27 protein-coding genes are annotated in these 26739 nt (G+C 65.6%); 14 read left to right on the forward strand and 13 right to left on the reverse strand.

All coding sequences use genetic code 11. The features are described 5' to 3' along the window. The first annotated feature begins 242 nt into the window (after window positions 1–242). From hemA to R3280_RS02625, 4 genes are read left to right on the forward strand one after another with little or no spacing between them, the layout of a single operon-like run. Window positions 243–1535, forward strand: coding sequence for a glutamyl-tRNA reductase (hemA, locus tag R3280_RS02610; RefSeq protein ID WP_318997022.1), 1293 nt, complete (start codon window positions 243–245; stop codon window positions 1533–1535). After that, window positions 1532–2617, forward strand: a complete 1086-nt coding sequence (gene prfA, locus R3280_RS02615; RefSeq protein ID WP_318997023.1) for a peptide chain release factor 1 — start codon at window positions 1532–1534, stop codon at window positions 2615–2617. Before hemA ends, prfA begins: the two co-directional genes overlap by 4 nt. A gap of 7 nt (window positions 2618–2624) precedes the next feature. Beyond that, entirely contained in the window at window positions 2625–3452 is an 828-nt protein-coding gene (gene prmC, locus R3280_RS02620; RefSeq protein WP_413468733.1) for a peptide chain release factor N(5)-glutamine methyltransferase, read from the forward strand. Between the two features lie 10 nt (window positions 3453–3462). Then, window positions 3463–4215, forward strand: coding sequence for a molybdopterin-synthase adenylyltransferase MoeB (locus R3280_RS02625; RefSeq protein WP_318997025.1), 753 nt, complete (start codon window positions 3463–3465; stop codon window positions 4213–4215). Here the strand turns inward: R3280_RS02625 and phrB are convergent. Then, the gene (gene phrB / locus R3280_RS02630) at window positions 4212–5615 is read right to left on the reverse strand and encodes a deoxyribodipyrimidine photo-lyase (protein ID WP_318997026.1); all 1404 of its coding nucleotides are present in this window, start codon (window positions 5613–5615) and stop codon (window positions 4212–4214) included. The two genes, R3280_RS02625 and phrB, sit on opposite strands and share 4 nt — an antisense overlap. Before the next feature lie 269 nt (window positions 5616–5884). Between phrB and R3280_RS02635 the strand changes: the two genes are divergently transcribed. Genes R3280_RS02635 through R3280_RS02650 form a run of 4 tightly spaced genes read left to right on the forward strand, consistent with a single transcriptional unit; the run spans window position 5885 to window position 8801 of the window. Beyond that, on the forward strand, window positions 5885–6379 hold the full coding sequence (locus R3280_RS02635; RefSeq protein ID WP_318997027.1) for an ATP-dependent zinc protease: 495 nt from the start codon (window positions 5885–5887) through the stop codon (window positions 6377–6379). After that, complete coding sequence (gene rimK, locus R3280_RS02640; RefSeq protein WP_318997028.1) at window positions 6376–7281, forward strand: 30S ribosomal protein S6--L-glutamate ligase; 906 nt, start codon at window positions 6376–6378, stop codon at window positions 7279–7281. Before R3280_RS02635 ends, rimK begins: the two co-directional genes overlap by 4 nt. 1 nt (window position 7282) lies before the next feature. Next, window positions 7283–8350 (forward strand): M14 family metallopeptidase, encoded by a 1068-nt coding sequence (locus R3280_RS02645; RefSeq protein WP_318997029.1) that lies wholly within the window; start codon window positions 7283–7285, stop codon window positions 8348–8350. A gap of 31 nt (window positions 8351–8381) precedes the next feature. After that, window positions 8382–8801 (forward strand): secondary thiamine-phosphate synthase enzyme YjbQ, encoded by a 420-nt coding sequence (locus R3280_RS02650; RefSeq protein WP_318997060.1) that lies wholly within the window; start codon window positions 8382–8384, stop codon window positions 8799–8801. A gap of 31 nt (window positions 8802–8832) precedes the next feature. On the opposite strand, the gene R3280_RS02655 is transcribed toward R3280_RS02650, so the two are convergent. Then, window positions 8833–10773, reverse strand: a complete 1941-nt coding sequence (locus R3280_RS02655) for an alpha/beta fold hydrolase (RefSeq protein ID WP_318997030.1) — start codon at window positions 10771–10773, stop codon at window positions 8833–8835. Between the two features lie 232 nt (window positions 10774–11005). Between R3280_RS02655 and R3280_RS02660 the strand changes: the two genes are divergently transcribed. After that, window positions 11006–12946: a HAMP domain-containing methyl-accepting chemotaxis protein gene (locus R3280_RS02660; RefSeq protein WP_318997031.1), complete on the forward strand. Its 1941-nt coding sequence runs from the start codon at window positions 11006–11008 to the stop codon at window positions 12944–12946. A gap of 48 nt (window positions 12947–12994) precedes the next feature. Here the strand turns inward: R3280_RS02660 and R3280_RS02665 are convergent, their stop codons facing one another. The 8 genes from R3280_RS02665 to R3280_RS02700 all read right to left on the reverse strand — a co-directional run bounded on the left by R3280_RS02665 (window position 12995) and on the right by R3280_RS02700 (window position 18454). Next, window positions 12995–14350 (reverse strand): PhoH family protein, encoded by a 1356-nt coding sequence (locus tag R3280_RS02665; protein ID WP_318997032.1) that lies wholly within the window; start codon window positions 14348–14350, stop codon window positions 12995–12997. 89 nt (window positions 14351–14439) lie between these two features. Continuing rightward, the gene (locus tag R3280_RS02670) at window positions 14440–14931 is read right to left on the reverse strand and encodes an HPP family protein (protein ID WP_318997033.1); all 492 of its coding nucleotides are present in this window, start codon (window positions 14929–14931) and stop codon (window positions 14440–14442) included. A 40-nt stretch (window positions 14932–14971) separates the two neighbouring features. After that, a complete protein-coding gene (locus tag R3280_RS02675; RefSeq protein WP_318997034.1) occupies window positions 14972–15700 on the reverse strand; it encodes an START domain-containing protein in 729 nt (242 codons plus the stop codon). 199 nt (window positions 15701–15899) lie between these two features. Then, complete coding sequence (gene minE, locus R3280_RS02680; protein ID WP_318997035.1) at window positions 15900–16148, reverse strand: cell division topological specificity factor MinE; 249 nt, start codon at window positions 16146–16148, stop codon at window positions 15900–15902. Between the two features lie 6 nt (window positions 16149–16154). Further along, window positions 16155–16964: a septum site-determining protein MinD gene (gene minD / locus R3280_RS02685; RefSeq protein ID WP_318997036.1), complete on the reverse strand. Its 810-nt coding sequence runs from the start codon at window positions 16962–16964 to the stop codon at window positions 16155–16157. A 40-nt stretch (window positions 16965–17004) separates the two neighbouring features. Continuing rightward, entirely contained in the window at window positions 17005–17772 is a 768-nt protein-coding gene (minC, locus tag R3280_RS02690) for a septum site-determining protein MinC (protein ID WP_318997037.1), read from the reverse strand. Next, window positions 17772–18158, reverse strand: coding sequence for a HopJ type III effector protein (locus tag R3280_RS02695; protein WP_318997038.1), 387 nt, complete (start codon window positions 18156–18158; stop codon window positions 17772–17774). Before R3280_RS02695 ends, minC begins: the two co-directional genes overlap by 1 nt. Further along, window positions 18155–18454, reverse strand: a complete 300-nt coding sequence (locus tag R3280_RS02700) for a DUF1244 domain-containing protein (protein ID WP_318997039.1) — start codon at window positions 18452–18454, stop codon at window positions 18155–18157. The genes R3280_RS02695 and R3280_RS02700 overlap by 4 nt, the downstream gene beginning before the upstream one ends. Window positions 18455–18558: 104 nt before the next feature. Between R3280_RS02700 and dinB the strand changes: the two genes are divergently transcribed. Continuing rightward, the gene (gene dinB, locus R3280_RS02705) at window positions 18559–19623 is read left to right on the forward strand and encodes a DNA polymerase IV (RefSeq protein WP_318997040.1); all 1065 of its coding nucleotides are present in this window, start codon (window positions 18559–18561) and stop codon (window positions 19621–19623) included. Between the two features lie 6 nt (window positions 19624–19629). Here the strand turns inward: dinB and R3280_RS02710 are convergent, their stop codons facing one another. Together R3280_RS02710 and R3280_RS02715 are read right to left on the reverse strand one after the other, a co-directional pair. Continuing rightward, on the reverse strand, window positions 19630–20202 hold the full coding sequence (locus tag R3280_RS02710; protein WP_318997041.1) for a phosphatase PAP2 family protein: 573 nt from the start codon (window positions 20200–20202) through the stop codon (window positions 19630–19632). Beyond that, window positions 20171–21388, reverse strand: coding sequence for a glycosyltransferase family 1 protein (locus tag R3280_RS02715; RefSeq protein ID WP_318997042.1), 1218 nt, complete (start codon window positions 21386–21388; stop codon window positions 20171–20173). Before R3280_RS02715 ends, R3280_RS02710 begins: the two co-directional genes overlap by 32 nt. Before the next feature lie 218 nt (window positions 21389–21606). Between R3280_RS02715 and R3280_RS02720 the strand changes: the two genes are divergently transcribed. The 4 genes from R3280_RS02720 (at window position 21607) to R3280_RS02735 (ending at window position 25997) form a co-directional block, all read left to right on the forward strand. Then, window positions 21607–22644 (forward strand): NADP(H)-dependent aldo-keto reductase, encoded by a 1038-nt coding sequence (locus R3280_RS02720; RefSeq protein WP_318997043.1) that lies wholly within the window; start codon window positions 21607–21609, stop codon window positions 22642–22644. A gap of 199 nt (window positions 22645–22843) precedes the next feature. Then, complete coding sequence (locus R3280_RS02725) at window positions 22844–23164, forward strand: hypothetical protein (RefSeq protein ID WP_318997044.1); 321 nt, start codon at window positions 22844–22846, stop codon at window positions 23162–23164. A gap of 182 nt (window positions 23165–23346) precedes the next feature. Beyond that, on the forward strand, window positions 23347–25542 hold the full coding sequence (locus tag R3280_RS02730) for an acetyl-CoA hydrolase/transferase C-terminal domain-containing protein (RefSeq protein WP_318997045.1): 2196 nt from the start codon (window positions 23347–23349) through the stop codon (window positions 25540–25542). Beyond that, on the forward strand, window positions 25542–25997 hold the full coding sequence (locus R3280_RS02735; protein ID WP_318997046.1) for a peptidylprolyl isomerase: 456 nt from the start codon (window positions 25542–25544) through the stop codon (window positions 25995–25997). Before R3280_RS02730 ends, R3280_RS02735 begins: the two co-directional genes overlap by 1 nt. Here the strand turns inward: R3280_RS02735 and R3280_RS02740 are convergent. Beyond that, window positions 25946–26737: a lysophospholipid acyltransferase family protein gene (locus R3280_RS02740; protein WP_318997047.1), complete on the reverse strand. Its 792-nt coding sequence runs from the start codon at window positions 26735–26737 to the stop codon at window positions 25946–25948. The genes R3280_RS02735 and R3280_RS02740 overlap by 52 nt on opposite strands. Window positions 26738–26739: the final 2 nt, after the last annotated feature.

Raw genomic sequence — 26739 nt, forward strand, 5'->3', positions numbered from 1 at the left:
TTGAACGACGTGGCTGGCGGGGCTGCGCTCCAACACCGGAGCCTATGATGGCATAAGCTTCTGACCTTGCCCAATCTGTCCGGGCCGGAGCCCCGTAATTACCGGTATTTTCCGCAACCTGGCAGGGTTTGGGTGGCACCCGGCCGATGCCATCGGTAAAATGAAAGGTCCCTGTGGTCGTATCGCTGTTCGTGGCGGCGTCGGCAGGGCCATCAACTGGCAGAAGGCGGCTTCAACCTCCTATGGCGTTGCTCACCCTTGGCATCAATCACCGTACCGCGCCTGTGGAGCTGCGGGAGCGGGTGGCGTTTACGCCCGAGCGCATGAGTGAGGCGTTTGCCGAGTTGCGGCTGGCTTCCGGCGCCAGCGAAGCTGCCATTCTCTCCACCTGCAACCGTACCGAACTCTACCTGGCCGGCGACGACGACTGCGCCGCCGCCGTCTTGCGGTGGCTGTCCGGCTTTCACGGCCTGGCACCGGCGGACCTGGAAAACGCCCTCTACATCTACCGCGACACCGAAGCAGTGCGCCACATGATGCGGGTGGCCGCCGGCCTGGACTCCATGGTTCTGGGTGAGCCCCAGATCCTCGGCCAGCTCAAGGACGCCTACGCCCTGGCCCGGGAACACGGCGCCAGCGGCACCTTCCTGTCGCGGCTGTTCGAGCAGAGTTTCTCGGTGGCCAAGCGGGTGCGTACCGAGACCGCCATTGGCGAAAACCCGGTCTCGGTGGCCTATGCCGCGGTCAACATGGCCCATCACATCTTTTCCGACATGTCCCGCAACCGCGCCCTTCTGATTGGTGCCGGCAAGACCATTGAGCTGGTGGCCCGGCACCTGGCCGATGCCGGCGTGCGGGATTTCCTGGTGGCCAACCGCACCCTGGAGCGGGCCCAGGCCCTGGCCGAGGAGCATGGCGGCCGTGGCATCCTGCTGTCGGAGATACCGGCGGTGCTGAAGGATGTGGACATCGTGATTTCCTCCACCGCCAGCCCGCTGCCGATTCTGGGCAAGGGCGCGGTGGAGCGGGCGCTGAAAAAGCGCAAGCACCGGCCCTACTTCATGGTGGATATCGCCGTGCCGCGGGACATCGAGCCGGAAGTGGCCAAGCTGGACGACGTCTACCTGTACACGGTGGACGACCTGCGCCAGGTCATCGAGGAAAACGTGCGCTCCCGGGAGGGCGCGGCCCGCGAGGCGGAGAACCTGATCACCGCCGGCGCGCAGGATTTCCTGTCCCAGCTGCGGGCGCTGGATGCGGTGGCCACCCTCAAGCAGTTCCGCCAGCGCGCCGAGCTGCTGCGGGACGCCGAAACCGAAAAGGCGCTGCGGGCACTCCGCAACGGGGGCGACCCCGAGACCCTGCTGCGCAGCCTGGCGCGCGGCCTCACCAACAAACTGCTGCACGAACCCTCGGTCCAGGTCCGCAAGGCCACCGCCGAGGGCCGGGTGGAAGTGACCAACTGGCTGCGGGAACTGCACCAGCTTGAGATCCAGGAAGACACCACCCCGTCCCCCACCTCGGAAGATCTATGAAAGCATCCCTGCAGAACCGGCTCGAACGGCTCTATGACCGGTTCGAGGAAGTCAGTGCCCTGTTGAGTGACCCCGGCGTGATCGCCGATCAGGAGCGCTTCCGGGAGTTGTCCAAGGAATTTGCCGAAATCGAGCCGGTGATGCAGTGCTACCGACACTGGCGCCAGGCCCGGGCCGACCTTGCGGAGGCCGGGGAGCTGGCTCGTGACGGTGACCCGGAGATGCGGGCCATGGCCGAGGAGGAGATCGAAGCCGCCGAACGCCGCAGCGAGGACCTGGCGGAGGAACTCCAGCGCCTGATGATGCCCCGGGACCCCAACGACAGCAAGAACGTGTTCCTCGAGATCCGCGCCGGTACCGGTGGCGACGAGGCCGCGATTTTTGCCGGCGACCTGTTCCGTATGTACCTGCGCTATGCCGAGCGGCGGCGCTGGCAGGTGGAAGTGCTCAGCGAAAGTCTCGGCGAGCATGGCGGCTACAAGGAGATCATCAGCCGGGTCGCCGGTGCCGGTGTCTACGGCGCGCTCAAGTTCGAGTCCGGCGCCCACCGGGTGCAGCGGGTGCCGGAGACCGAATCCCAGGGCCGCATCCATACCTCCGCCTGTACCGTGGCGGTGATGCCGGAGGCGGACGAGGCGGAAGCCATCGAAATCAACAAATCGGACCTGCGGGTGGATACTTTCCGGGCGTCGGGCGCCGGTGGCCAGCACGTCAACAAGACCGACTCGGCGATCCGCATCACCCACCTGCCCACCGGTATCGTGGTGGAGTGCCAGGAAGAGCGCTCCCAGCACAAGAACCGGGCCAAGGCGATGAGTTTCCTGCAGGCCCGGCTGGCGAACGCCGAAGCGGAGAAAGCCGCCAAGAGCCAGGCCGCCACCCGCAAGAGCCTGGTGGGCAGCGGCGACCGCTCCGAGCGCATCCGCACCTATAATTTTCCCCAGGGCCGGGTCACCGATCACCGCATCAACCTGACCCTCTACAAGCTGGACGAAGTGATCGCCGGCGATCTGGACCCGGTGCTGCAGCCCCTGCAGCAGGAACATCAGGCCGAAATGCTGGCCAGCCTGGCGGATGAGTGAGTCTTCGCTGACCTGTGAGGCTCTGGTCCGCCAGGCGGCTCGGGAGATTGGTGGCGAGTCCCCGCGGCTGGATGCCGAACTGCTGATGGAACATGTGACCGGCTGGAGCCGCACCAGCCAGCGGGCCTGGCCGGAACGCGCGGTCAGCGACGCCCAGCGGTCACGGTTCGACGCCTGTGTGGCGCAGCGCAAGGCCGGCCGGCCGGTCGCCCATATCCTCGGCAGCCAGTCGTTCTGGTCGCTGAGCCTGCAGGTAAACGACACGACCCTGATTCCCCGGCCGGATACGGAGTGCCTGGTGGAAGCGGCGCTGGCGCTGCCCCTGCCGGTAACCGCGAAGGTGCTGGATCTTGGCACCGGCACCGGGGCCATCGCCCTGGCACTGGCCAGTGAACGCCCCGGCTGGCGGGTGGTGGCGTCTGACGCGGCGCCCGGCGCGGTGGCCCTGGCCCGGGCCAACGCCCGCTCGCTGGGGCTGCCGGTGACGGTTCTGGCGAGCCACTGGTTCGAGGCCCTGCCGGCGCAACAGTTCGACCTGATCCTGGCCAATCCGCCCTACATTGCCGAGGGCGACCGTCACCTGGCTGAGGGGGATGTGCGGTTCGAGCCCCGCAGTGCGCTGGTGGCCGGCACGGACGGCCTGGACGACCTGCGACTGATCATCGCCGAAGCGCCTCAATGGCTGGCCGCCGGCGGCTGGCTGATGGTGGAGCACGGCTACGACCAGGCCGCTGCGGTGCGCGCCCTGTTCGCCGGTGCCGGTTTCGTAGCGGTGGCCAGCGGCGAGGATTACGGCGGCAATGAGCGTTACACCCTTGGCCGCCAGAGTCTATAGAGGAAAAGACATGCTGACCGACGATGAACTCCTGCGCTACAGCCGCCAACTTCTGCTGCCCGGCTTCGATGTGGCCGGCCAGGCCAGGCTCAAGTCGGCGCGGGTGTTGATCATCGGCGCCGGTGGGCTGGGTTGCCCGGCGGCCCTGTACCTGGGTTCAGCCGGGGTCGGGCACCTGACCCTTGCCGATGACGACCAAGTGGAGGTACCCAACCTCCAGCGCCAGATCGCCTTCGACGACCAACAGGTGGGGGCCGGCAAGGCTGCCGCCCTGGCACAGCGGGTGCTGGCCATCAACCCCCTGATCGAGGCGGTGGTCATCAGCCAGCGCCTGGCCGGTGACGCCCTGGTGGCAGCGGTGGCCGGCGTCGACCTGGTGCTGGATTGCACCGACAACTTTGCCACCCGCTTTGCCATCAACCGGGCCTGTGTCGAGGCCCGGGTACCGCTGGTCTCCGGCGCTGCCATCCGCGCCGAGGGCCAGTTGGCGGTGTTCGACCCGCGCGCACCGGAATCGCCCTGCTATCAGTGCCTGTACCCGGACCAGGGCGATGAGGAGCTGACCTGCTCCGAGGCCGGCGTGATGGGGCCGCTGGTGGGCATGATCGGTGCCGCCCAAGCCATGGAGGCCATCAAGCTGCTGGCCGGCGTGGGCCGGCCGCTGACCGGGCGGCTCTTGCTGCTGGACGCCTGGCGCATGGAGTGGCGGGAAATGGGGCTGGCCCGGGACCCGGGCTGTCCGGTCTGTGGCCAGCCGGGCTAATCCTTCTTCAGCGCCTGGAATTTCTCGATGGCGGCCTTGCGGCTGTCCTTGAGGTCGACAATGGGGCGTGGATAGCCCTTGGGAATGACGCCGCCGGTCCAGGGCTGGTGGATGCGCTTGGCGTCCAGGCTCTCCAGCTCCGGCACGTAGCGGCGGATAAACTCGCCCTTGGGGTCGAAGCGTTCGCTCTGGGTGGCCGGGTTGAAGACCCGGAAGTAGGGCGCCGCATCGGTGCCGGTGGAGGCGCTCCACTGCCAGCCGCCGTTGTTGGAAGCCAGAAAGCCGTCCACCAGTTTCGACATGAAGTAGGCCTCGCCCAGGCGCCAGTCCACGAACAGGTTCTTGGTCAGGAACATGGCCGTTACCATCCGCAGGCGGTTGTGCATCCAGCCGGTCTGGTTGAGCTGGCGCATGGCGGCGTCGACGATGGGCACACCGGTCTGGCCCGCCTTCCAGGCTTCAAAGTTCTCGCCCGGCTGGTTCCATTCCAGCGCTTCGGTTTCCGGCTTGAAGGCCCGGTGCATGCTGACCCGCGGGTAGTGGTAAAGGATGTTGATGTAAAAATCCCGCCAGGCGATTTCCGTCAGCCAGGTGAACAGCCCCTCGCTGCTGCCACCGGCCTGCATGCGCTGGTTCACCGCCAGCCAGCACTGCCGGCCGGACAGCACGCCATTGGCCAGATAGGGAGACAGCCGGCTGGTGGCCTTTACGGCGGGAAAATCACGCAGCTTTTTATAGTCTGCGGCGTCTTCGTCGAGAAAATGCTCCAGCCGCTGCTGCGCGGCTTTTTCACCCACCGGCACCAGTGGCTCGGGGGCCTCATCATAACCGGCCAGGGTGGTGGCCAGCTCCACGGGCCTGACCGCATCCGCTACCGGCGTCGGCACGGGGTAAAGGCCGGGCTGGTGCTCGTCGGCCCACTGGCGCCAGCTTCGGGAAAAGGGCGTGAACACCGAATAGGGCTCGTCCTGCTGGGTGAGAATGCTGCCGGCAGGCGCCACGGTCTGGTCCCGGTACTTGTTGACCTTGATGCCATCGTCCGCCAGGCCGTCCCGCACCTGTCGGTCCCGCCGCCGCTCGTTGACCCCGAATTCCTCATTGAAGTGGATCTGACGCACCCCGTGCTGCCGGCAAAGATCCCGCAGCAGGGGCAGACTGTCGCTGAAGCGATCGGCGTCCAGGATGTCGGTGGCGATGCCCAGCTCGGCCAGGAACCGGCTGAGGCTGTTGAGATGATCCACCACAAAGCGCAGCCGCGCCGGCGACCAGTCGTGTTCCCGCCACTGGCCGGGCGTGACGATGAAGCAGGCCCGAACCGGACCACCCTGCTTGCAGGCGGCGGTGAGGGCGGCGTTGTCGGCCGTACGCAGGTCGTTACGGAACCACACCAGTTGGGTCATGGGATTGTCCTTGGCTGACAGACGGAATGCGTGTTGCTGAGTATTCGCGGCCGGGGCCCGTTTGGATTATAGTGATTCGCCAAGGAGCTGTTTATCTTCAAGGGCTTAATGCGCAATAGTGCGTATTGAGCAGGGCCGGGCTCGCTCTATATAAAGTCGCCTTTCCGGACCCCATGTCCGGCCCCAGACGGATCACGCCGGCACCGGCGGCACGCTCTTGCAGCGGCTACCGATGCGCCCCATGACACCCTTAAGGACCGGAGAAGCCGATGGCACCACAACCGGATGATTCCATTTCGCAGCCAACCGTGGACCTTTCGGGCAAGGTGGCCCTGGGCTGGCGGGAATGGGTGGCGCTGCCCGAGCTGGGTATCGACCGAATTAAGGCCAAGGTGGACACAGGCGCCCGCACCTCCTGCCTGCACACCTTCCGGATGGAGCCCTACGAGCAGGACGGCGAACGCCGCGTCCGGTTCTGGGTGCATCCGATCCAGCACGACTTGCACACGGTGATCGAGTGCGATGCGGCGGTGATCGATGAGCGCATGGTGTCCGATTCCGGTGGTCACCGGGAGATGCGCCTGGTGATACAGACCGGTCTGCTGGTGGGTGACACCCAGTGGCCGGTGGAAATGACCCTGACCAACCGCGATTCCATGCGGTTCCGGATGTTGATAGGACGCACCGCCATGGCGGGCCGCAGTGTCGTCCTGCCCGAAGCTTCCTATCTTGCCGGCGAACCGGCTGTAAGGACCAAGACATGAAAATTGCTGTGCTGTCGCGCAACAAATCCCTCTACTCCACCCGTCGCCTGGTGGAAGAGGGGCTGAACAAGGGCCACGAGGTGCGCGTCATCGATGCCCTGCATTGCTACATGAACATCACCTCCGCCAACCCCCAGATTCATTACCACGGCGAGACCCTGGACGACTTCGACGTGGTCATTCCCCGCATCGGCGCTTCGGTCACTTTTTACGGCACCGCGGTTCTGCGCCAGTTCGAGATGATGGGCTGCTTTCCGGTCAACGAGTCGGTGGCCATCACCCGTGCCCGGGACAAGCTTCGCTCGCTGCAGCTGCTGTCCCGCAAGGGTGTCGGCATGCCGGTGACCGGTTTCGCCAACAAGCCGGACAACGTGCCGGACTTGATCAAGATGGTGGGCGGCGCCCCGGTGGTGATCAAGCTGCTGCAGGGGACCCAGGGCATCGGCGTGGTGCTGGCGGAGACCCGCAAGGCCGCCGAAAGCGTGATCGAGGCCTTCATGGGCCTGCAGGCCGACATCCTGGTGCAGGAATACATCAAGGAAGCCGGCGGTGCCGATATCCGCTGTTTCGTGATCGGCGACAAGGTCATTGCCGCCATGAAGCGCCAGGCCGCCGAGGGTGAGTTCCGTTCCAACCTGCACCGGGGCGGTACCGCATCGCTGATCCGTATCACGCCCGAGGAGCGGCGCACCGCCATCGCCTCGGCCAAGGCCATGGGCCTGAATGTGGCCGGCGTGGACCTGCTGCGCTCGAGCCGGGGGCCGCTGGTCATGGAGGTGAACTCCTCACCGGGCCTAGAGGGCATCGAAGCGGCGACCGGCAAGAACATCGCCGGCATGATCATTGACTGGACAGAGCGCAATCAGGCGCCCTGGAAAACCCGAACCAAAGGGAGAGGCTGACATGGCCAGGGCTTCGTTCTTCATCGCCGGTACTGAGATCAAACCGGGCACCCGCCAGACCGTGGAAATGCCGGTGGCCAAACTCTATACCCACACGCCGCTGCACATTCCGGTGGAAGTGGTGCACGGCCGCCGCGAGGGCCCGGTACTGCTGGTATGTGCCGCCCTGCATGGCGACGAGATCAATGGGGTGGAAATCATCCGCCGGGTGCTGCGAAACGCTTCCCTGCGGCATCTTCGCGGTACTCTGATCGCAGTACCCATCGTGAACGTGTTCGGTTTCATCCACCGCACCCGCTACCTGCCGGACCGGCGCGATCTCAACCGCTGCTTCCCCGGTTCGGAGACCGGAACCCTGGGCGGGCGGATCGCTTACCTGTTCCGCACCCAGATCATGGAGAACGTCACTCACATCATCGATCTGCACACCGGCGCCATCCATCGCTTCAATCTGCCCCAGATCCGGGCCGAGCTGCGGAATCCGGAAACCGCGCTGATCGCCGAGGCCTTCGGTGCCCCCATCATCCTCAATGCCAGCCTGCGGGAGGGCACCCTGCGGGAGTATGCTGATTCCAAGGGTATCCCGGTCATCACCTTCGAGGGCGGCGAAGCCCTGCGCTTTGACGATGTGGTGATCTCCAGCGGCGTGCGCGGGGTCAACCGGGTGATGCGGACGCTGGAGATGCTGCCGGTCAAGGCCGGCCGCTCCAAGCCCCGCAAGCGTTCGGAAGTGGCGGCCAGCTCCAGCTGGGTCCGGGCCGACATCGACGGCATCATGCGGCCCATTGCCCGCCTCGGCCAGCGCGTGCGCAAGGGCCAGAAACTGGCGGTGGTGGCGGATCCTTTCGGTGAAACCGAGACCGCCATCACCACGCCCTTCTCGGGTATCGTGGTGGGCATGAACAACCTGCCGCTGGTGAACGAGGGCGAAGCCATCTACCACATCGCCCGTTTCGACGAGCTGGCGGAGGCGGAGAAGGTCATGGACTACTTCCGCTCCTCCATCGAACCGGACACCAACGGCGAGGCGGTGATGCCCGTCCATCCCTGGGACGAGCAGCAGAAATAGACCGGGCGCGGCAAGGAGGGAGCAGGCGATGATCTGGGAACAGACCACCATCGAGTTGCGGGCCCGTGATCGGGGCTTTCATCTGATCACCGACGAGGTGCTGCGTCAGGTCCCGGACCTGAGCGGATGCCAGGTGGGCCTGTTGCACCTGTTCATCCAGCACACCTCCGCCTCCCTGGCCATCAACGAGAACGCCGATCCGGATGTGCGCGGTGATCTGGAGCGGCACTTCAACGTGATGGTGCCGGAAAACGAACCCCACTATGAACACACCACCGAAGGCCCCGACGACATGCCGGCCCACATCAAGAGCGTGCTGGTGGGCTCGTCCCTGACCATCCCGGTGTCCGGCGGCCGCCTGGCCCTGGGCACCTGGCAGGGCCTCTATCTGTGCGAACACCGCGACCAGGCCGGCCGCCGCCGGCTGGTGGCGACCTTGCAGGGGCGGTAACCACCGCCCCCTGGGCTGTCTTCCTTCTGTCTCAAGGCTGGTTTGCCGCCAGCGCACTCTGCCCATCGGCGCTCAGCAGCGGCAGTTTTACCTCGCCGCTGGCCTGCACCACAAAGCTGGTGAGATCCCGCGAGAAGGCGCCCACGAAGGTGGGGTGCTGGCCGTAGAGCATCAGCACCAGCTGATCGCCGGGCTGTAGCCGCTCGGCGATGCCGGTCAACTGGATCTGGTGGCGGCCCAGGCCGCGGATCGGATGGACCTGCTCATCGATCAGCTCCGGTATGCCCAGGCCCGACTTGATCACGCCAACCCCGGCAAACAGGATGGCGTCGCAGGTACCCAGGCCCAGCAGCGGGTCGGCGCTTTCCAGGCACTGGCTGTCCAGCAGCTCGCTGCCAAAACTCAGGGTCATGTCCGCGGTGGGGATGCCGGCGATGACGGCGTCGTCGCTGATCGTGGTCAGCGGCACCAGGGTAGGCACGGGGTTGGCGCCCGCCAGCACGGTGACCGGCGCTTCAATACCCAGAACACTGGGCCCCTGGATCGGGAAGGCCTGGCCGCCGACGGTGACCGCCGGTGCGTTCACCGAGTCACCCGGGGTCAGGGTGTAGCATACCTGCTGGCCGCTGGTGATGACGTTGTCGGCGTCGCCGCGCCCCAGCAGCTTGTCGTTGAACCAGGCCAGGGTGGCCCGCACCAGCTCGATGTCGCCGCAGCTCGACAGTGTCGCCAGGCCCTGGTCCTGGAACTGGGGCAGGGCTTCGGCGTAGAACCCACCGCTCTGGATCGACTCCTGGATCAGGCCCACGCTCGGCGACAGATAGTGATGGCCGAAGGGATAGGTCAGCAGGCGCACGTCGCCGCCGGCCTGCTTCATGGTGAGGTAGTTCTCATAGGCCTCGTTGAACGGGAAGAGGTTGTCCCGCATGCCCTGGAACATCAGTACATCCACCGGGTAGGGCTCGGCCATGGGGGTCTTGATAATGTAGCGGCCGTCGCTGGTGACCGGCACCTGGCCGGTGATGGGGTCGAGGATGTATTCGGTGGTGTTGCCGCTGTCCAGCAGTGCCAGGCCGCGCTCGTTGTCGGAGAAGTAGCTGGGGCTGTGGTAGTGCAGGAAGTCCAGGGCCGGCGCCGGGAAGCGGTTCTCGGCAATGCCGTTGAGCAGGGAGCTGCGCAGGAAGGGGTCCATGCTGAAGCCGGTCTGGGCGTCGCCCATGGCGGACAGGGCCAGCAGCCAGTAGTTCTTGGTGACGTCGCCGGGGTTGAGGCTGTAGGTCAGGTCGTGCCAGGTGATCTGGGGCACCATGGCATCCAGGCGCTGGTCCGGGTCCACGTTGTACAGCAGGTACTGGAAGCCGCCGCCGTAGCTGCCGCCCACCGCACCCAGCAGCAGGTTGTCCTGCCGGTAGGCCAGGTAGTCCAGGTGGTTTTCGGCCCAGTCAACGATTTGCACCAGATCCTCGCCCTCGAAATCCGGATCCATGACGCGGATGGTGCCGCCACTCTCGCCATGGCCACGCTGGTCGATACTGATCACCGTGTAGCCGGCGTCCACCAGCGGCTCGATGGGTGCCAGCGGGTCGCTGCCGGCCTCGGTGCTGCGGGAGCCGGAGAAGCCGTGGCCCTGGAGGATCAGCGGGTGGCCGGTCTGGCAGTCGAAGGTGGTGGGCTCGAACACCTGGAATACGATGGCGGCGCCGTCCACGCGGGAGGGCATGGCGACCCGGTAGCTGCGCCCGCCACTGAGGTCGGTGCCGGACTGGCACGAAGCCGCGGGCAGTCCGGCCTGGCTCGCGGGCAGGGGGCGGCTGACCTGCCGGGGTGTGACGGCTTCGGTGGGCTGCCGGGGGTCGCGTGCTTCCGGTGTTGCCAGGTTGTCAGTGGCGCTGCCGGTGCCGCTGCCACCACCACCGCAGGCGGTCAGGATAAGGCCAGTGCCGGCGCAGGCCAGGACTTTCAACAGATTCATGGGGCGGACCTCTTGTCGTTGTTGTCATATCCCTTTAGGGGTTGCGGTCACAGTAAACCGGTACATCTGTACCGACTTTGGCCGCCGGGCCAGAACGCACGGACACAAAAGTCAACAAAAGTGCACAAATGTAGGACATCCATGGTGCGAATCCTGCTTGGCGCAGGTTCATACTTGTTCCAGAAACCCGCTATGGCCGGGGCAGCCGCCCCCACTTGACTCAGGGACCGCCATGAATCTGACGTTTTTCCAGAACCTGTTGCGCAGCCGCCTGCTGCGCCCCGTATTTGTGGTGCTGCTGCTGGTGGCCCTGGTCCAGCTGCTGGTCAGTCAGTGGCTGATCGGCGGTGAGGTAAGGTCGCTGGCGGGTTCGGTGGAAAGCTCACTGGAGGCCGGCCGCGAGCGGGTCAGCCAGGAGTTCAGCCAGGCCAGCGCCAGCGTCGATCAGCGCCTGCAGGCCATGCAGCAGGAGGCGTCGCGGGAGTTGACCCGGCAGCTGGAGGAGCAGCTGGATGAGCGCCAGGCCCAGATTGCCGACAACCTGCGTCAGGCGGTGATCGCGGAGGCCCAGGGCCTGGCGGATGCCATGGCCGCGGTGGCGGCACCGCTGATCTGGGATCGCGACACCCCCAAGCTCACCGGCCTGGTGGAGCTGGTGGATGCCCGGGAGTCGGTTCTGTTCGCCGCCTATTTCGATCAGTATGGCGAGCGCCTGACCCGCTACGTGGACCGCACCGACCCCCGGGTCAAGGCGCTGATGGCCGCCGGCGAGGGCCGTGGTGCCGTAGGCAAGGTCCTGGACGCCGCCACTCGCGACCCCAATGTGGTGATCATCACCGCCGATATCGCACCCCAGGGCTCGGCCATTGGCCAGCTCAAGCTGGGCCTTTCCACCCAGGCCATCGCCGAGGACATGCAGCAGCTGGAAGCCCAGTTCGACGCCACGGTGGCGGCCAGCGCCGCGGCGGTCAGCGACACCCTCGAGCGCCAGACCGCCGACGTCAGCCAGCAGTTGCAGGCCCGTCTGGCGGAAATCGAGGCCAGCACCGGCGCCGAGATCCAGGCCACGGTGGCCCGGATCGGTGAGCAGGCGGCGTCGCTGTCCGCCACCCTGTCGAGCTTCTCCATCGGCTCCAATCTGGTGCTGCTGGTGCTGGTTGCCCTGATTCTGGGCGCCGGCGTTCTGGTACGCATCAACCGGCTGGACGCCGCCATCTGGCGCATCGCCGAGGGCGACGCCGACCTGCGCAAGCGGGTGGAGCTGGGCGGGCGCAACGAGCTGACCCGCATGGCGGATGGCATCAACCAGTTCATCGCCCGCACCCAGGCCGTGGTGAGCCAGGTCAACAGCGCCGCCGGCACCGCCGAGCGGGCCGCCAGCGAGCAGCGCCAGGCCAGCAGTGAGGCGGTGCAGGTGGTGCACCGTCAGCAGGCGGAGATCGACCAGGTTTCCACCACCGTCAGCGAGATTTCCGGCAGCATCCAGGAAGTGGCGGAGAACATCCAGCAGGTGGCCAGCTCGGTGCAGGACATCAACGCCGAGAGCGACGCCACCGCCAACATCTCACGCCAGGCCCGGACCGAACTGGATGCCATGGTGGCGGAGGTGAAGGCGGCCGCGACGGTGGTGGCGGAGCTGGATCGGCAGAGCGAGGAGATCGGCTCGGTGCTGTCGGTGATCGGCACCATTGCCGACCAGACCAACCTGCTGGCACTGAACGCCGCCATCGAGGCGGCCCGGGCCGGTGAGAGTGGTCGCGGCTTTGCGGTGGTGGCGGACGAGGTCCGCAACCTGGCCCGCAAGACCCAGCACTCCACCACCGAGATCCGGGACATCATCGACCGCCTCCAGGCCGGCAGCCGCAAGGCGGTGGCCAGCATCGAGCAGGCCTCCGGCCGGGTGGCGGAATGCACCCGCCAGTTTCACGCCGCCGACGAGCACATCGAGCAGATCAGTGGTCTGCTGGGTGAACTCCAGGGCCGCGCTGTTACCATTTCGGCCGCGGCCGAGGAGCAGAGTACCCAGGCCCACCAGATCAGCGCCAACGTGATGGACATGGCCCGCTCCGCGGAGGCGACGGTGGCGGCGATCCAGCGCTCGGACAATTCCAGTCAGGGTATCGGCACCGCGGTGTCGGAGCTGCGCCACGCCGCCGGCCAGTTCCGGGTCTGAGATCAGGCGGGAAGTCGGGAGCACCGGCCGGTGCTCCCGGGTAGCAGGTCAGAGGTTGGCTTCGGCAAATTCCGCCAGCGCCGAGCGGGGAACGCCCTGCAGGTGGATATGGCCGCCGTGGCGGAAGCCCTTGAAGCGCTCGGTCATGTAGGTCAGGCCGGAGCTGAGACCGCTCAGGTAGGGGGTGTCTATCTGCGCCAGGTTACCCAGGCAAATAACCTTGGAGCCGTTACCGGCGCGGGTGATGATGGTCTTGATCTGGTGCGGTGTCAGGTTCTGGGACTCATCGATGATGATCAGGCTGTGCTGGAAGCTGCGGCCCCGGATGTAGTTCAGCGACTTGAAGTGCAGCGGCACCTTGCTGAGGATGTAGTCGACGCTGGCAGTCATGTTCTCGTCGTCCTCGTGCAGGGCCTCCAGGTTGTCCACGATGGCCCCCAGCCAGGGTTCCATCTTCTCCGCCTCGGTGCCGGGCAGAAAGCCGATGTCCTCGTCCAGGCCCTGGGTGCTGCGGGTGGCGATGATACGCTTGTACTGCTTGCTGGCCACGGTCATCTCGATGCAGGCCGCCAGCGCCAGGATGGTCTTGCCGGAGCCGGCGGAACCGGTCAGGTTCACCAGGTGCACGTCCGGGTCCAGCAGCAGGTTGAGCGCCAGGGACTGGTATATGTCCCGTGGTACCAGGCCCCAGACCTCCTCGTTCATCAGGTCCTCCTGGTGCAGGTCCTGCAAGACCAGGCGGTCGCCCTCGATGTCCACCACCTTGCCCACGAAACCCTGCTGGTCGATCACGAACTCATTGATGTGCAGCCCCGCCAGTTCCCCCTCGCGCTTGAGGATGTGTTCGGTGACGCCTTCGCGCTGGACGGTTTCCACCTTGGCAATGTTGTCCCAGAAGGAATTGGGGAACTCCTTGTAGCCCTTGGGCAGCAGGTCGATGTCGTCCACCAGCTGGTCGGTGTGGTAATCCTGGGCCTCGACGCCAAAACCCCGGGCCTTCAGGCGCATGTTGATGTCCTTGCTCACCAGGATGATGTCGCGGGACTTGTGCCGGGCCTGCAGGGCTGCCAGGTTGTTGATGATCTTGTTGTCGTTGAGGTGTTCGGGCAGGGCATGATCGCTGTTGTGCTCGGTGCTCATCAGGATCGACAGCGCCCCCAGGGGCTCGGCCTTGGCGGCCCGCACGATGGGTACGCCCCGCTCGATCTCCTTGGGACTGGCGTCCCCCAGCAGGCGGTCGATGGTGCGGATGGCCTGGCGGCAGTCGGCGGCCACGGCCTGCTTGCCGGACTTCAGGCTGTCCAGTTCTTCCAGCACGGTCATGGGGATGATGACGTCGTGTTCTTCAAAGTTCAGGAGGGCGTTGGGGTCGTGGATGAGCACGTTGGTGTCGAGGACGTACATTTTTTTCCGAGCTTGCGGTGCTCTTGGCATAAGGCGCGATACCTCTCTGGCAGGCGGCTGGGTGGTGCATGAACGAGGTGCCGGGGACGTCAGTCGCTGGCACAGCGTTGGGTCAGGGCCTTGTCTGAAATCAGCTTGAGCATGTCGTAGGTGGTGATGATGCCGGTGATTTTCTTGTCCCGTGTGACGAAGATCCGGTGCAGGTGCTCCTTCATCATCACATCGGCGATGTGCTTGACGGTGGTCTGCTCGTCCACGCACAGGACGATCGGGGTCATGATGTCCCGCACCTCCACCGGCACCTTGCCCATCTCCTCGAAGATGGCCATGCGCAGGCGGCGGGCTTCCTGCTGTTCTTCCGGGGTCAGATCGGCCTGCTGCTCCTGGTCCCGGCTGGAGGACCAGCGGAATTCGGTGATGTCTTTCAGGGTGGCGATGCCGACGATCTCGCCGTTGTCATCGGTGACCGGGCTGCCGGTGATTTCGTTGTCGGTGAGGAAGCGAGCCAGCCGTTCCATGGTCCAAGACTGCGGCACGGCTTTGACGCTGGGCGTCATGATCTCGTAAGCGAGAACGGTCATGCGGTTGGGTCCTGATTGGATTGCTCCTAGTACCCTGAGCTTAGCGTTTCCCGTTGTTTTCGTCATCACCCGTTTGCGGGATTTGCCGCACGTCCACCAGATTTCCCTGCTCGTCGTAGACCAGCTCGTGGTGGTCGTAGCGGGGGCTGGCGGCGACCCGCTCCAGTTGCTGCATGGATTTGAGGGGGATGTCCACCAGCAGTGAATTCACCAGCCAACCCGGCAGGGCGCCGTTGGGGTCGGTGTGCTGGAGCCAGATCATGCGGGTCTTGTCGCCCACCGGCTCAAACCGGTACAGGGTGTCGGAGCGGTCCACCCGCACCAGGCCGTCCTGTTCCGGCTGCCGGGCCGGCACCGCGTTGAGGTTCATCACCACTTCGCCGTTGGCCTCGTTGCCCTGGGTGCGGATACGGATGACATAGTCCCGGTCCGAGACCGGCCAGGGCATGTCATTGACCGAGTAGGCGTAGCGGTCGGCAAAATCACCGGCGCCGAAGGCCCGGGACTCGGAGCAGCCATGGACCCACTCCAGGCAGGAGGTGGGGTCCAGCATCACCGCCATGACGTTGCTGAGGGGCACATCCAGCAGGGCTTCGGCCTTGAAGGCACGAAACGGCGAATCGTCCTGGTCGATGGTGTAGATGCGGATATCGTCGACTTCTTTCTGAAGCTGCCAGTCGGCGTTTTCGGCGGGCAGGACCTCGGCCTGGCACCAGCCGGCAATCAGCAGCAGGCTGCCGGCGACGGCATGAACAAGACGGCTTGGCATGAAAAAAGCTCCAGAAAAGGCAACAGCCCTGGCGGCGATTCAACCGGATGGAACCGCAGTCTAGCATGGTGCCGGAGTGGCCTGGATCGATGCCGGGGCGGTTTGTGAACTGGGTGGAGGTTTGCTCGGGCGGACACGGGGTTTGGCCCGATATGACCGGCCGGCGTTGCCAGCCGACCGGCGCATGAAGGACCCCGGATTACTCCGGCAGGGTGACGTTCAGCTCCAGCACCGAGCAGTTCTCGTTGCGGTCCAGTTCCACCTGGACCATGTCGTCGTCGATCTGGACATACTTGCGGATGACCGCCAGCAGCTCCTGCTGCAACTGGGGCAGGTAATCGGGCTGGTCACGCTTGCCGCGCTCGTGGGCCACGATGATCTGCAGGCGCTCCTTGGCCACCGAGGCGGAGGTGTTTTTCTTGGCCTTGAAATAGTCGAAGAAACTCATCCGTCGTCACCCCTTGAACATGCGTGAGAAGAATCCCTTTTTCTGCGCGGTCATGAAACGGTGTTCCCGCTCCTCTCCCAGTAACCGCGCGACCGCATCCTCGTAGGCCTGGCCGGCATCGCTGTCGTCTTCCAGGATCACCGGGGTGCCCTGGTTGGAGGCGTTGAGCACCACCTGGGATTCGGGGATCACGCCCAGCAGCGGGATGGCCAGGATTTCCTCCACGTCGCCCACCGACAGCATCTCGCCCTTGTCCACCCGGACCGGGTTGTAGCGGGTCAGCAGCAGGTGCTCCTTGACCGGCTCCTCGCCCCGCTCGGCGCGCCGTGACTTGCTCTGCAGGATGCCCAGGATGCGGTCCGAGTCCCGCACCGAGGACACCTCGGGGTTGGTCACCACCACGGCTTCGTCGGCGTAGTAGAGCGCCATCAGGGCGCCGTGCTCGATGCCGGCCGGGGAGTCACAGACGATGTATTCGAAGGTCTTGGACAGTTCGGTAATGACTTTCTCGACGCCCTCCTTGGTCAGGGCTTCCTTCTCCCGGGTCTGGGAGGCCGGCAGGATGTAGAGGGTGTCCACGCGCTTGTCGCGGATCAGTGCCTGGTTCAGGCTGGCCTCGCCCTGGATCACGTTGACGAAGTCGTACACGACCCGACGCTCACAGTTCATGATGAGGTCCAGGTTGCGCAGGCCCACGTCGAAGTCGATCACGACCGTCTTGTGGCCGCGGCGGGCCAGACCGGTACTGATGGAGGCGCTGGTGGTGGTCTTGCCTACGCCACCCTTACCTGAGGTAACGACAATGATTTTAGCCAAGGTTGCAGTCCTGTTTGCTGTATTCGAATGTGGGGAGGTTTCAGGCCTTGTCCAGGGGTGTCACCACCAGCAGGTCGTCCCTTAGCTGGATCTGGACCGCCGACTTCCAGCCCTGGTCCTGAAGATCCTCCGAGATTTTATAGTGTCCGGCGATAGACACAAGCTCCGCCTCCAGCGACTGGCAGAACACCCGCGCCGATTCCAGACCGTGCACGCCGGCCAGGGCGCGGCCCCGCAGGGGGCCGTAGACGTGGATGTTGCCGGCCGCCAGTACCTCGGCACCGGCCTGCACCGGCGCCAGCACCACCAGGTCGCCGTCCGGCGCGTACACCTGCTGGCCGGAGCGCACCGGCTGGGTGACGATGCGGGCAGGGGCGGGGCCAGTGCCGGCGGTGCTGGCCGGCTCGGCGCTGTCGCTGGTTACGGTTTTGTCATCCACCACCTGTGCGGTATCCGGAGCCGGGCGTTCGCGGCTGGTGCTGGCGGGCAGCAGGGCCAGGGAGGCGTTGCGCGCCAGCCGCCGGTGATCGTCGTTGCCGCCCCGTACCCCCACCACGTGGATGTTGTGGCGGCGGCAGACCCCGATCATCTGGAAGAAGTCCAGTTCGTTGGCCGCGCCCTGGTACTTCTCCAGGCTGATGATCAGCGGGATGTCCCGAAAAAAGCCCGGCGCCTGGCGGATCTTGTCCTCCAGGTTGGCCTCGAAGGCCCGGGCGTCGAAGTAATGCAGTTCCAGCGCCGTCATGGCGACGGTGGCGCCCTTGAGCTGGAAACTCTGTTCGGCGTCGGTGGCGGCGGTCTCGCTCATTATGGGGTCTCTTGCTGGACGGGTTCGGCCGACTCGGTTGGCCTGGGGCGCAGGGGCAGTGTCTCGAAGCGGATGCCGGACCAGCCTGTGCCCATGAACTGGCGGATATTACCATGGCTGCTGCCGGTGGGCTCGTCCAGCACCTGGCGGTAATGCCGACCGAAGCAGGCCAGGGTGTCCACCTCGGACAGGTTGCAGTGCTGGGCCAGGGCGAACAGCTTGCAGGAGCCCTCGTTCTGGCCGGCCTCGTTGCGCAGCGGACCGTTGTAAAAGGCCGCCGGTGTATAGTCGAAATAGCGTTCCACCAGCGCCAGGGAATCCTCGAAGTCGGCGTGACCGGCGTTCAGGGAGGCCAGGTGGATCTGCATGGCCCGGGCCAGGATCATGACGCCTGTCCGCCATCATCCTTGTGGGGCTGCTTGTCACCGGTCTGGTAACGGGACTTCCACTCTTCGTAGGGCATGCCGTAGATGCGCTCGCGGGCTTCCGGATCACTGATCTCGAAGCCCCGCTCGGCGGCTTCGGCCCGGTACCACTTGGACAGGCAGTTGCGACAGAAGCCGGCCAGGTTCATCAGGTCCAGGTTCTGCACTTCCGTGTGTTTCTGCAGGTGGCTGACGAGCCGGCGGAAGGCCGCGGCCTCGATTTCGGTCTGGGTCGGGTCGGGGATCTGCTGTGACATGGGCGCTGGCCTCTGGTTGAAAGCAACCCTGACATTCTCGGCATGTTACCGTAAGATACAAGGCTGTACATATGTACAGACTCTTGCCATAGCAGCGGCCAGCCATGACCCAGCGCAAAATCATCCACCTCGACTGTGACTGCTTCTACGCCGCCGTCGAGATGCGTGACGACCCCTCCCTGCGTGACGTGCCGCTGGCGGTGGGCGGCGAGGGCGGCCGTGGCGTGGTGACCACCTGCAACTACCGGGCCCGGGAATTCGGCGTGCGCTCCGCCATGCCCGGCGCCGAGGCCCGCCGGCGCTGCCCGGGCCTGGTGACCGTGCCGGTGGACATGGCCCGCTACAAGGCGGTGTCACAGCAGGTAATGGCGATCTTCCGGGAACTCACCGACCAGGTGGAGCCGCTGTCGCTGGACGAGGCCTTCCTGGATGTCAGCGAGGTGGACAGCCACCGGGGCAGCGCCACCCTGATGGCGGAGTATCTGCGCAAGCGGGTCCGGGAGGAGGTCGGTATCACCGTGTCTGCCGGCGTCGCCCCCAACAAGTTCCTGGCCAAGATTGCCAGCGACTGGAACAAACCGGACGGTCTGTTCGTGATCCGGCCGGAGGATGTCGCGGACTTCGTCAAGACCCTGCCGGTGGAGAAGCTCCACGGCGTCGGTCAGGTCACCGCCGCCAAACTGCACGCCATGGGCCTGATCACCTGCGGCGACATCCGCCAGTGCCGGCCCGAGCAGCTGGTGGAGCGCTTCGGCCGCCAGGGCGTGCGGCTGTACGAGATGGCCCATGGTGAGGACAACCGCCGGGTTAGCGTCACCCGCATCGCCAAGTCCGTCAGCGTCGAGCGTACCTTCTCCCAGGACCTGCCGGACAAGGCCGCCTGCGACAGCGTGATTCCGGCCTTGGTGGAGGACCTCGGTCGCCGGTTGAGCCGCAAGGCCGGCCGCAAACCCATCCATAAGCTGTTCGTGAAGATCCGCTACAGCGATTTTTCCACCCACACCTTGGAGCGGGTGCGTGAACGGATCATCGAGCCGACGGAGGAGGACTTTGCGCCGCTGCTGGCCGAGCTGATGACCGATCCTGCCCGGCCGGTTCGGCTGCTGGGTCTTGGCGTCAGGTTCCGCAATGACGAGGCGCCGGTGACCCAGCTGCGGCTGTTCGACTGAACCACATCAGGCCGCCCCGAACATCACCAGGAAGTCGGCCGCCAGCCAGCTCACCGCCAGCGCGCCAAGGCCGCCGCCGATGACCGCCCCCGCCGCCACATCGGAGGGATAGTGCAGTCCCAGCACAACCCGCGACGCTGCCACACTCAGGGTGAAGGGCAGCAGCGGCAGCAGCAGTGAGGGTGCCATCAGGCCCACCACCGTGGTGAAGCAGACCGCATGGAGGGTGTGGCCGGAAGGGAAGCTGTAGCGGTCCAGGGGCGGTGTGCCGCAGTTGATGGAGGGAAAGGAAATGAACGGGCGCTCCCGCACCAGCCGGCTTTTCAGGTACTTGTAGGCCAGGGTGCAGACCAGGCCATTGGCCACCATCAGCAGCGCCAGGGCCAGGCCGTCAGCGGGCCGCAGCACCGGCATGGCGAGGATCAGGGCATACCAGAACCAGCCGTCACCCAGCCGGCTCACCACCTTGAAGTAGCCCTGCACCGGCCGGAACCTCAGGCTGCTGTTGATGGACTGGCAGAGCGCGAATTCGCGCTGGTCCACCAGCTCAAAGAATCGGGAGGCTTTGCTTGACCGCATGGCTGTGTTCCTTTGGCTGGACGCTGAGAATCAGGTTGGCGAATTGCTCCACCAGCACCGACCATTGCAGGTCGAGGGCGTCAAGGCGGGCCTGGCTGCGCACCCGGGCCAGCAGGGTGGGCTGGTCCAGCAGTTTGAGGGCGCTGGTGACAAAGCCGTCGTCGTCGTCCAGTGCCGCCACCATTCCGTTTTCCTCGTGGCGCAGGTGTTCACCGGCGGCGGCATCGTCGTAGGCCACCACCGCCAGACCACTGGCCATGGCCTCGGTCACCACGTTGCCGAAGGTGTCGGTCTTGCTGGGAAACAGGAAGAGGTCGCCGGAGGCATAGTGACGGGCCAGGGCCTCGCCCTGCTGCATTCCGCAGAAGATATAGTCCGGGTGTCTTGCCGCCAGGCGTTCCCGCAGCGGACCGTCCCCCACCAGGATGAAGCGGGCCCGGTGGTGGAGCTGGCGGATGCGCTCGTAACAGGCCACCGCCATCTGCAGGTTCTTCTCCGCCGCCAGCCGGCCGACATAGACGATGGCCCGGTCGCCGGGGCCCAGCCCCCACTGTCGGCGCAGCTCGTTGTCCCGCTTGTGGGGGGCGAAGCGCTGGCAGTCCACGCCGCGGCTCCATACCGAGCAGGCCTCGATGCCCATGCTCCGGACCTGACGTTGCATGCGGCGGGTGGGTACCAGGGTGAGGTCGGTGCGGTTGTGGAACCAGCGGCCGTATCGGCACAGCAGCCCGGCCAGGAAGCCGGCGCCGTAGTAGTGGCTGTAGCTGTGGAAGTTGGTGTGGAAGCCGGAGCTGACCGGAATGCCGAGGCGGCCGGCGGCGGAGGCCGCCGCGATCCCCAGCGGCCCCTGGGTGGCGATGTACACCGCGTCCGGGCGCTGGCCGGACCAGAGCCTCGCAAGCGTGGCGCTGCGACAGAGCCCGAAGCGCAGTTCCGGATAGCCCGGCAGGGGCGCACCCGGTACCAGTACCTCGGCGCTGAACAGGGCTTCGCCCGCCGCGGCCAGCATCGCCCCCGTCGTCTCCCGGGCCTGGCGCGGCCGCACCACTGTCACCCGGTGGCCCTGTTTCATCAGGCCCAGGCACAGGTGCTTGAGGGTGTTGGTCACGCCGTTGACCTCTGGCAGGAAGGTCTCGCTCACCAGGGCAATATGGCGTCCGTTCTGGTTGGCTGTGACGTCGGACATGACTGTTCCCGTACTGGATGGATCCGGTTCCGGCGGCTGAAAGCCCGCAGGCGGCCCACCGGCTTTGACCTGTTCCACTATGGAAACCGGTTGTGACAGCCAGACGACTGTCCTGTGACAATCTCTTGAAGGGCAGGGGCGGGAGAGTCCGTCCGTTGCGGATCACCGTAATGCTAGTGTCCAATCGTCAGGGTTATCACTTCACATCAGGAGAGGTTATGCAGAGGCGCAAGCTGGGTAATACCGATATCGACGTCAGTCTGATCTGCCTGGGCACCATGACCTGGGGCGAGCAGAACAGCGAACAGGAGGCCTTTGAGCAGCTTGACCGGGCCACCGCGGCTGGTGTCAATTTCATCGATGCCGCCGAGATGTACCCGGTACCGCCCCGTGCCGAAACCCAGGGCCTGACCGAGCAATACCTGGGCAACTGGCTGGCCCGCCGCGGCCGCCGGGACGACCTGGTGATTGCCACCAAGGTGGCCGGCCCGGGTAATGGCCTGACCTACCTGCGCGGCGGCCCGCGCCTGACCCGCGACCACATCCGCGCCGCCTGTGAGCAGAGCCTGAAGCGGCTGCAGACCGACTACATCGATCTCTACCAGGTGCACTGGCCGGAGCGCAGCACCAACTTCTTCGGCAAGCTGGGCTACCAGCACAATCCGGACGAACAGGCGACGCCCATCGAGGAGACCTTGGCGGCCCTGGGTGAACTGGTGGATGAGGGCAAGGTGCGGCAGATCGGCCTGTCCAACGAAACGCCCTGGGGTGTGGCCCGGTACCTGAAGCTGGCGGAGCAGCAGGGCTTGCCCCGGGTGGTGAGCATCCAGAATCCCTATAACCTGCTCAATCGCACCTTCGAGCTGGCCGGCGCCGAATTTGCCCACCGGGAGCAGGTGGGACTGCTGGCCTACTCGCCACTGGCCTTCGGTATGCTGACCGGCAAATACCTGGGCGGCCGGCGCCCGGAAGGGGCGCGCCTCAGCCGCTACACACGGTTCAGCCGCTACACCACCGAACAGGGGGAGGCGGCCACCCGGGCCTACGCCAATCTGGCCCGGGAACACGGCCTGTCGCTGACCCAGATGGCCCTCGCCTATATCAACAGCCGGCCCTTCCTGACCAGCAACATCATTGGTGCCACCAGCCTGGCCCAGTTGGATGAAAACCTGTCATCCGAGGCCGTTCAGCTGGCGGATGATGTGCTGGACGCCATTGAAGCGGTGCACACCAGACACACCTATCCCTGCCCCTGAAGGCCTGCTGACCGGCCCCGGGCGGGGCCGGTTACACGCGGTAACATTTCGCGCCGGAAACTTGACAAAAAATGATCATCCGGGTGACAAAAAAGCGAATTGAATGTGCGGGAAATCACGGTTCAATGGCCCCTCATCATTAGACTTTGTATCTAGACATCTTTATCATTCCCGGCGTTGGAAACAGGTCAGGTCCGTCATGATTATTCGCATTTTTCTGGTGCTTCTCGCTCTCAATCTGGTGGCTTTCGTGGTGCGTGCCGAGGCCAACGAACGCCCTGCGATTGCGGCCGAACTGTACCCGGAAGAGCTGACCGAACTCCAGGATCGCATGTCCGGTGATTTCGACAGCACCGAAGAGGAAGATGCCCTCACCACCCTGGGTTCCCGCCTCCTGAGCTGGCGTTTCAGCCGCAACCGGGACGACGGCCGTCACTATGCCTATGAAGCCGCCCGGCCCGACCACGGTATTGCCCTGATCGAGAATGGCGCCTGCCTGAACCTGCGCTGGAACTTCTGATCTCCCGTCATTGCCCACCCCGGTCGTCCTGACCATTCAAGTGTCTCTCTGCGTTTGTCTGGCGCTGCCGCTCGTGTGATCATTCCCGGCATCAGTGCTCGTTTCCGGCAGCGGAAGCCCGGCTCGATCAGCCGCTTACGGCCGCCCGAAACCGATGAAGACCTGCAAAGAGAGGAACGGCTATGGAACAAGCCCCAGTCAGACTGGCGGACGCGGATGCCTGCGTGGACGCGATCATCGAGCGTGTGGGCAAGGATATCGTACTGGGCCTGCCCCTGGGGCTGGGCAAGCCGATCCACCTGGCGAACGCCATCTACCGGCGGGCCTGCAAGGATCCGTCGCTGAAACTGCACATCGTGACCGCCATTTCGCCGCTGGCGCCCAAGGGCAAGTCGTCACTGGAAAGGCGATTCATGGGTCCCTTTGCCGAGCGCCTGTTCGGGGACATCCCCACCCTGGAATACGCCGCCGACGTGCAGGCCGGGAAACTGCCCGAGAACGTCCGGGTATCGGAGTTCTTCTTCCGCGCCGGCAGCTTCCTCAACCACCGGCCGCAGCAGCAGAATTACGTCTGCACCAACTACACCCACGCGGTGCGTGACCTGATGGCGCTCGGGGTGAACGTGGTGGCGCAGCTGGTGGCGCCGTCCGACGATGGCGAGACCCTGAGCCTGAGCTGCAACCCGGACCTGTCCCTTGACCTGATGCTGGAACTGCAGCGGGCCCGGGAGCAGGGCACGCCGGTAGCCGTGGTGGGTGAGACCAGCGCCAACCTGCCGTTCTTCGGTCACGATGCCGAGGTGCCCGCCGCCAGCCTCGACATCCTCATGGACCGGCGGTCCACCGACTACCCCCTGTTTCCAGTGCCCCAGACCCCGGTCAGCACGCCGGATCATCTGATCGGCTTCTACGCCAGCACCCTGCTGAAGGATGCCGGCACCCTGCAGGTGGGCATCGGCTCGCTGGGGGTGGCGGTGGTTCACAGCGCGGTGCTGCGCCACAAGCACAACAGCACCTGGCGCGCCCTGTTCGACGAGCTGGACGTGGCGGACCGTTTTCCGGTCACCAGGGAGTGGGGCGGTACGGAACCCTTCGAACGGGGCCTGTACGGCTGCAGCGAGATGATGGTGGACGGCTTCATTGCGCTGATGGAGGCTGGCGTGCTTACCCGGGAGGTGTTCAGCCACGCCGGCCTGCAGGAACTGGTGAACGAGGGCCTGGTGGGGCCCGGCATCAGCCTTGAAACCCTGGATGCCCTCTGGGACCGGGAACTGATCCATTCGCCCCTGCGGGCCCGGGACATCACCTGGCTCAAGCGCTTCGGCATCCTGCGGCCGGGCGTCAGTTTCCGCGGTGGCCGGCTGGTGGTGTCGGAGCAGACCCTGGATCCGGACCTTGAAGACCCGCAGGCGCGGGAGGCCCTGGCCGCCCTGGCACTGGGGGATCGCCTGCAGGGCGGCGTGGTGATGCACGGCGGCTTCTACCTGGGGCCGGCCAAGTTCTACCAGCAACTGCGGGAGCTGTCCGCAGAGGACCGTGCCCGCATCTGCATGACCAGCGTCAACTTCATCAACCACCTGTACGACCACCGATTCGGCAACCAGCGCCTGAAGACCGTCCAGCGCAGCCACAGCCGCTTCATCAACTCCGCCATGATGCATACCCTCAACGGTGCTGCCGTTTCCGACGGCCTGGAGGATGGCCGGGTGGTCAGCGGCGTTGGCGGCCAGTACAACTTCGTGGCCATGGCCCATGAGCTGCCCGGTGCCCGTTCCATCCTGACGTTGCGCAGCACCCGCCAGTCCGGCGGCGACACCGTCTCCAACATCGTGTTCAGCTATGGGCACTGCACCATTCCCCGTCACCTTCGGGATATCGTGGTGACCGAATACGGCATCGCCGATCTGCGGGGCCGCTCCGACGAGGATGTCTATCTGGCACTGATCCGGATCGCCGATGCCCGCTTCCAGCCCGGCCTGCTGAAGCAGGCCCAGAAGGCCGGCAAGGTCCCCAGGGATTTCCAGCTGCCGGAGAGCTGGCGGCAGAACACCCCGGAGCGCATCGAGCAGGCCCTCGAGCAGGTGGGCAGGGAGCATTTTCCCACCTTCCCCCTCGGCTGTGCCTTCACCGACGAGGAACTGGTGCTGGGGCGGGCCCTCAAGGGGCTCAAGGCGGCAACCGCCACCCGCCGTGGTAAACTGCGCACACTCTGGCACGCCCTGCGTGCCGACACTGACCATCCGGACCTGCAGCCCTACCTCAAGCGCATGGACCTGGAGCGGCCCGAAGGCATTCGGGAGCGCCTGGACCAGCGCCTGCTGATTCACGGCCTGCAGCGCATCGGCGAGCCATCCAGTTCAGGGAGTTCTTCCAGCTAATGCAGCGACCAGCCGTCTATACCGTCCACTACCGCCTCAAGAACCGCATGGGCGAGGTGATCGATACCTCCGAGGGGGGTGAGCCGCTGACGTTCATCGAGGGTGCCTCGAACGTCATCCGTGGCATCCAGGAGGCGGTGAAGGGCCGGGGTCCGGGGGACTGTCTGGAGGTGACGGTGCCGCCGGAAATGGCCTACGGCGAGCACAACCCCGAGTTCGTACGCAAGGTGCCCAGGTCTGCCTTCGAGGGCGTCGACAATCTCCAGGTGGGCATGAAATTCCAGACCAACACCGGCGAGGAGGCCCAGGTGGTCAAGGTGGTGGCCATCGACGGCAACCTGGTCAAGGTGGACGCCAATCACCCCCTGGCGGGCTTCACCCTGTATTTTGACCTGGAGATCCTTCAGGTCAGGGAAGCCACCGACGACGAAGTCGCCGCCGGTACGCCGCTGTAACAGCTGGTCAGGCCCGCCGCCACGGTGTCGTGCAACTGGCGGGCCAGGGCCGCGATGTCGTCATCCGCCGTCAATGTGACCGGATCATGCAGCACCACCGTCACCTCCGCCGCCGGCCGGCGCAACAGCCGCAACAGGTGCGACTCGAAAGCATCGTCGCCGATGAACGGCGCCATCGGGTCGGGCCCGCCGTCCCGCAGGTAGCCGATGCTGATGGGCTGGATCGCCACCCCCGCCGCCGCGGCCGCCGGCAGCAGCCGGCCATGAAACGGCAGAACCTGGCGGCCGTCGGTGGTAGTGCCTTCCGGAAATACCAGTACCGACTGGCCCGCGGCAAGGGTGCGGGTGATCTCTTCCCGGGTCTGGGCGGCCCGGCCGCCGCCACGCTGGATGAACAGGGTGCCGGCGTGCCCGGCCAGCCAGCCGATCAGTGGCCAGCGGGCCACCTCCGCCTTGGACAGGAAGCGCAGCGGCGCAATGCCACCCAGCACCGGTATATCGGACCAGGACACGTGGTTGCTGACAAACAGCACCGGCTCACGGGCCAGCTCGCCATGACAGCGGATTTTGAGCCCCAGGCTGCGGGTGGCGGCGCTAAAGCAGACCCGGGCGTAAGGCGTCCGGTCGATGGGGCCACCGGCGAGTTTTTCCCGCAGGGTGACCCAGCAGGCCACCAGCGAGGTGGCCATCAGCACTAGCGCGAACAGGCAAAGGCGAGTCACAAGCCGGAGGGTCGCCATGT

Origin of the sequence: Marinobacter sp., assembly GCF_033722195.1 — a bacterium.
In the GTDB taxonomy this organism is placed as follows: Bacteria; Pseudomonadota; Gammaproteobacteria; order Pseudomonadales; family Oleiphilaceae; genus Marinobacter.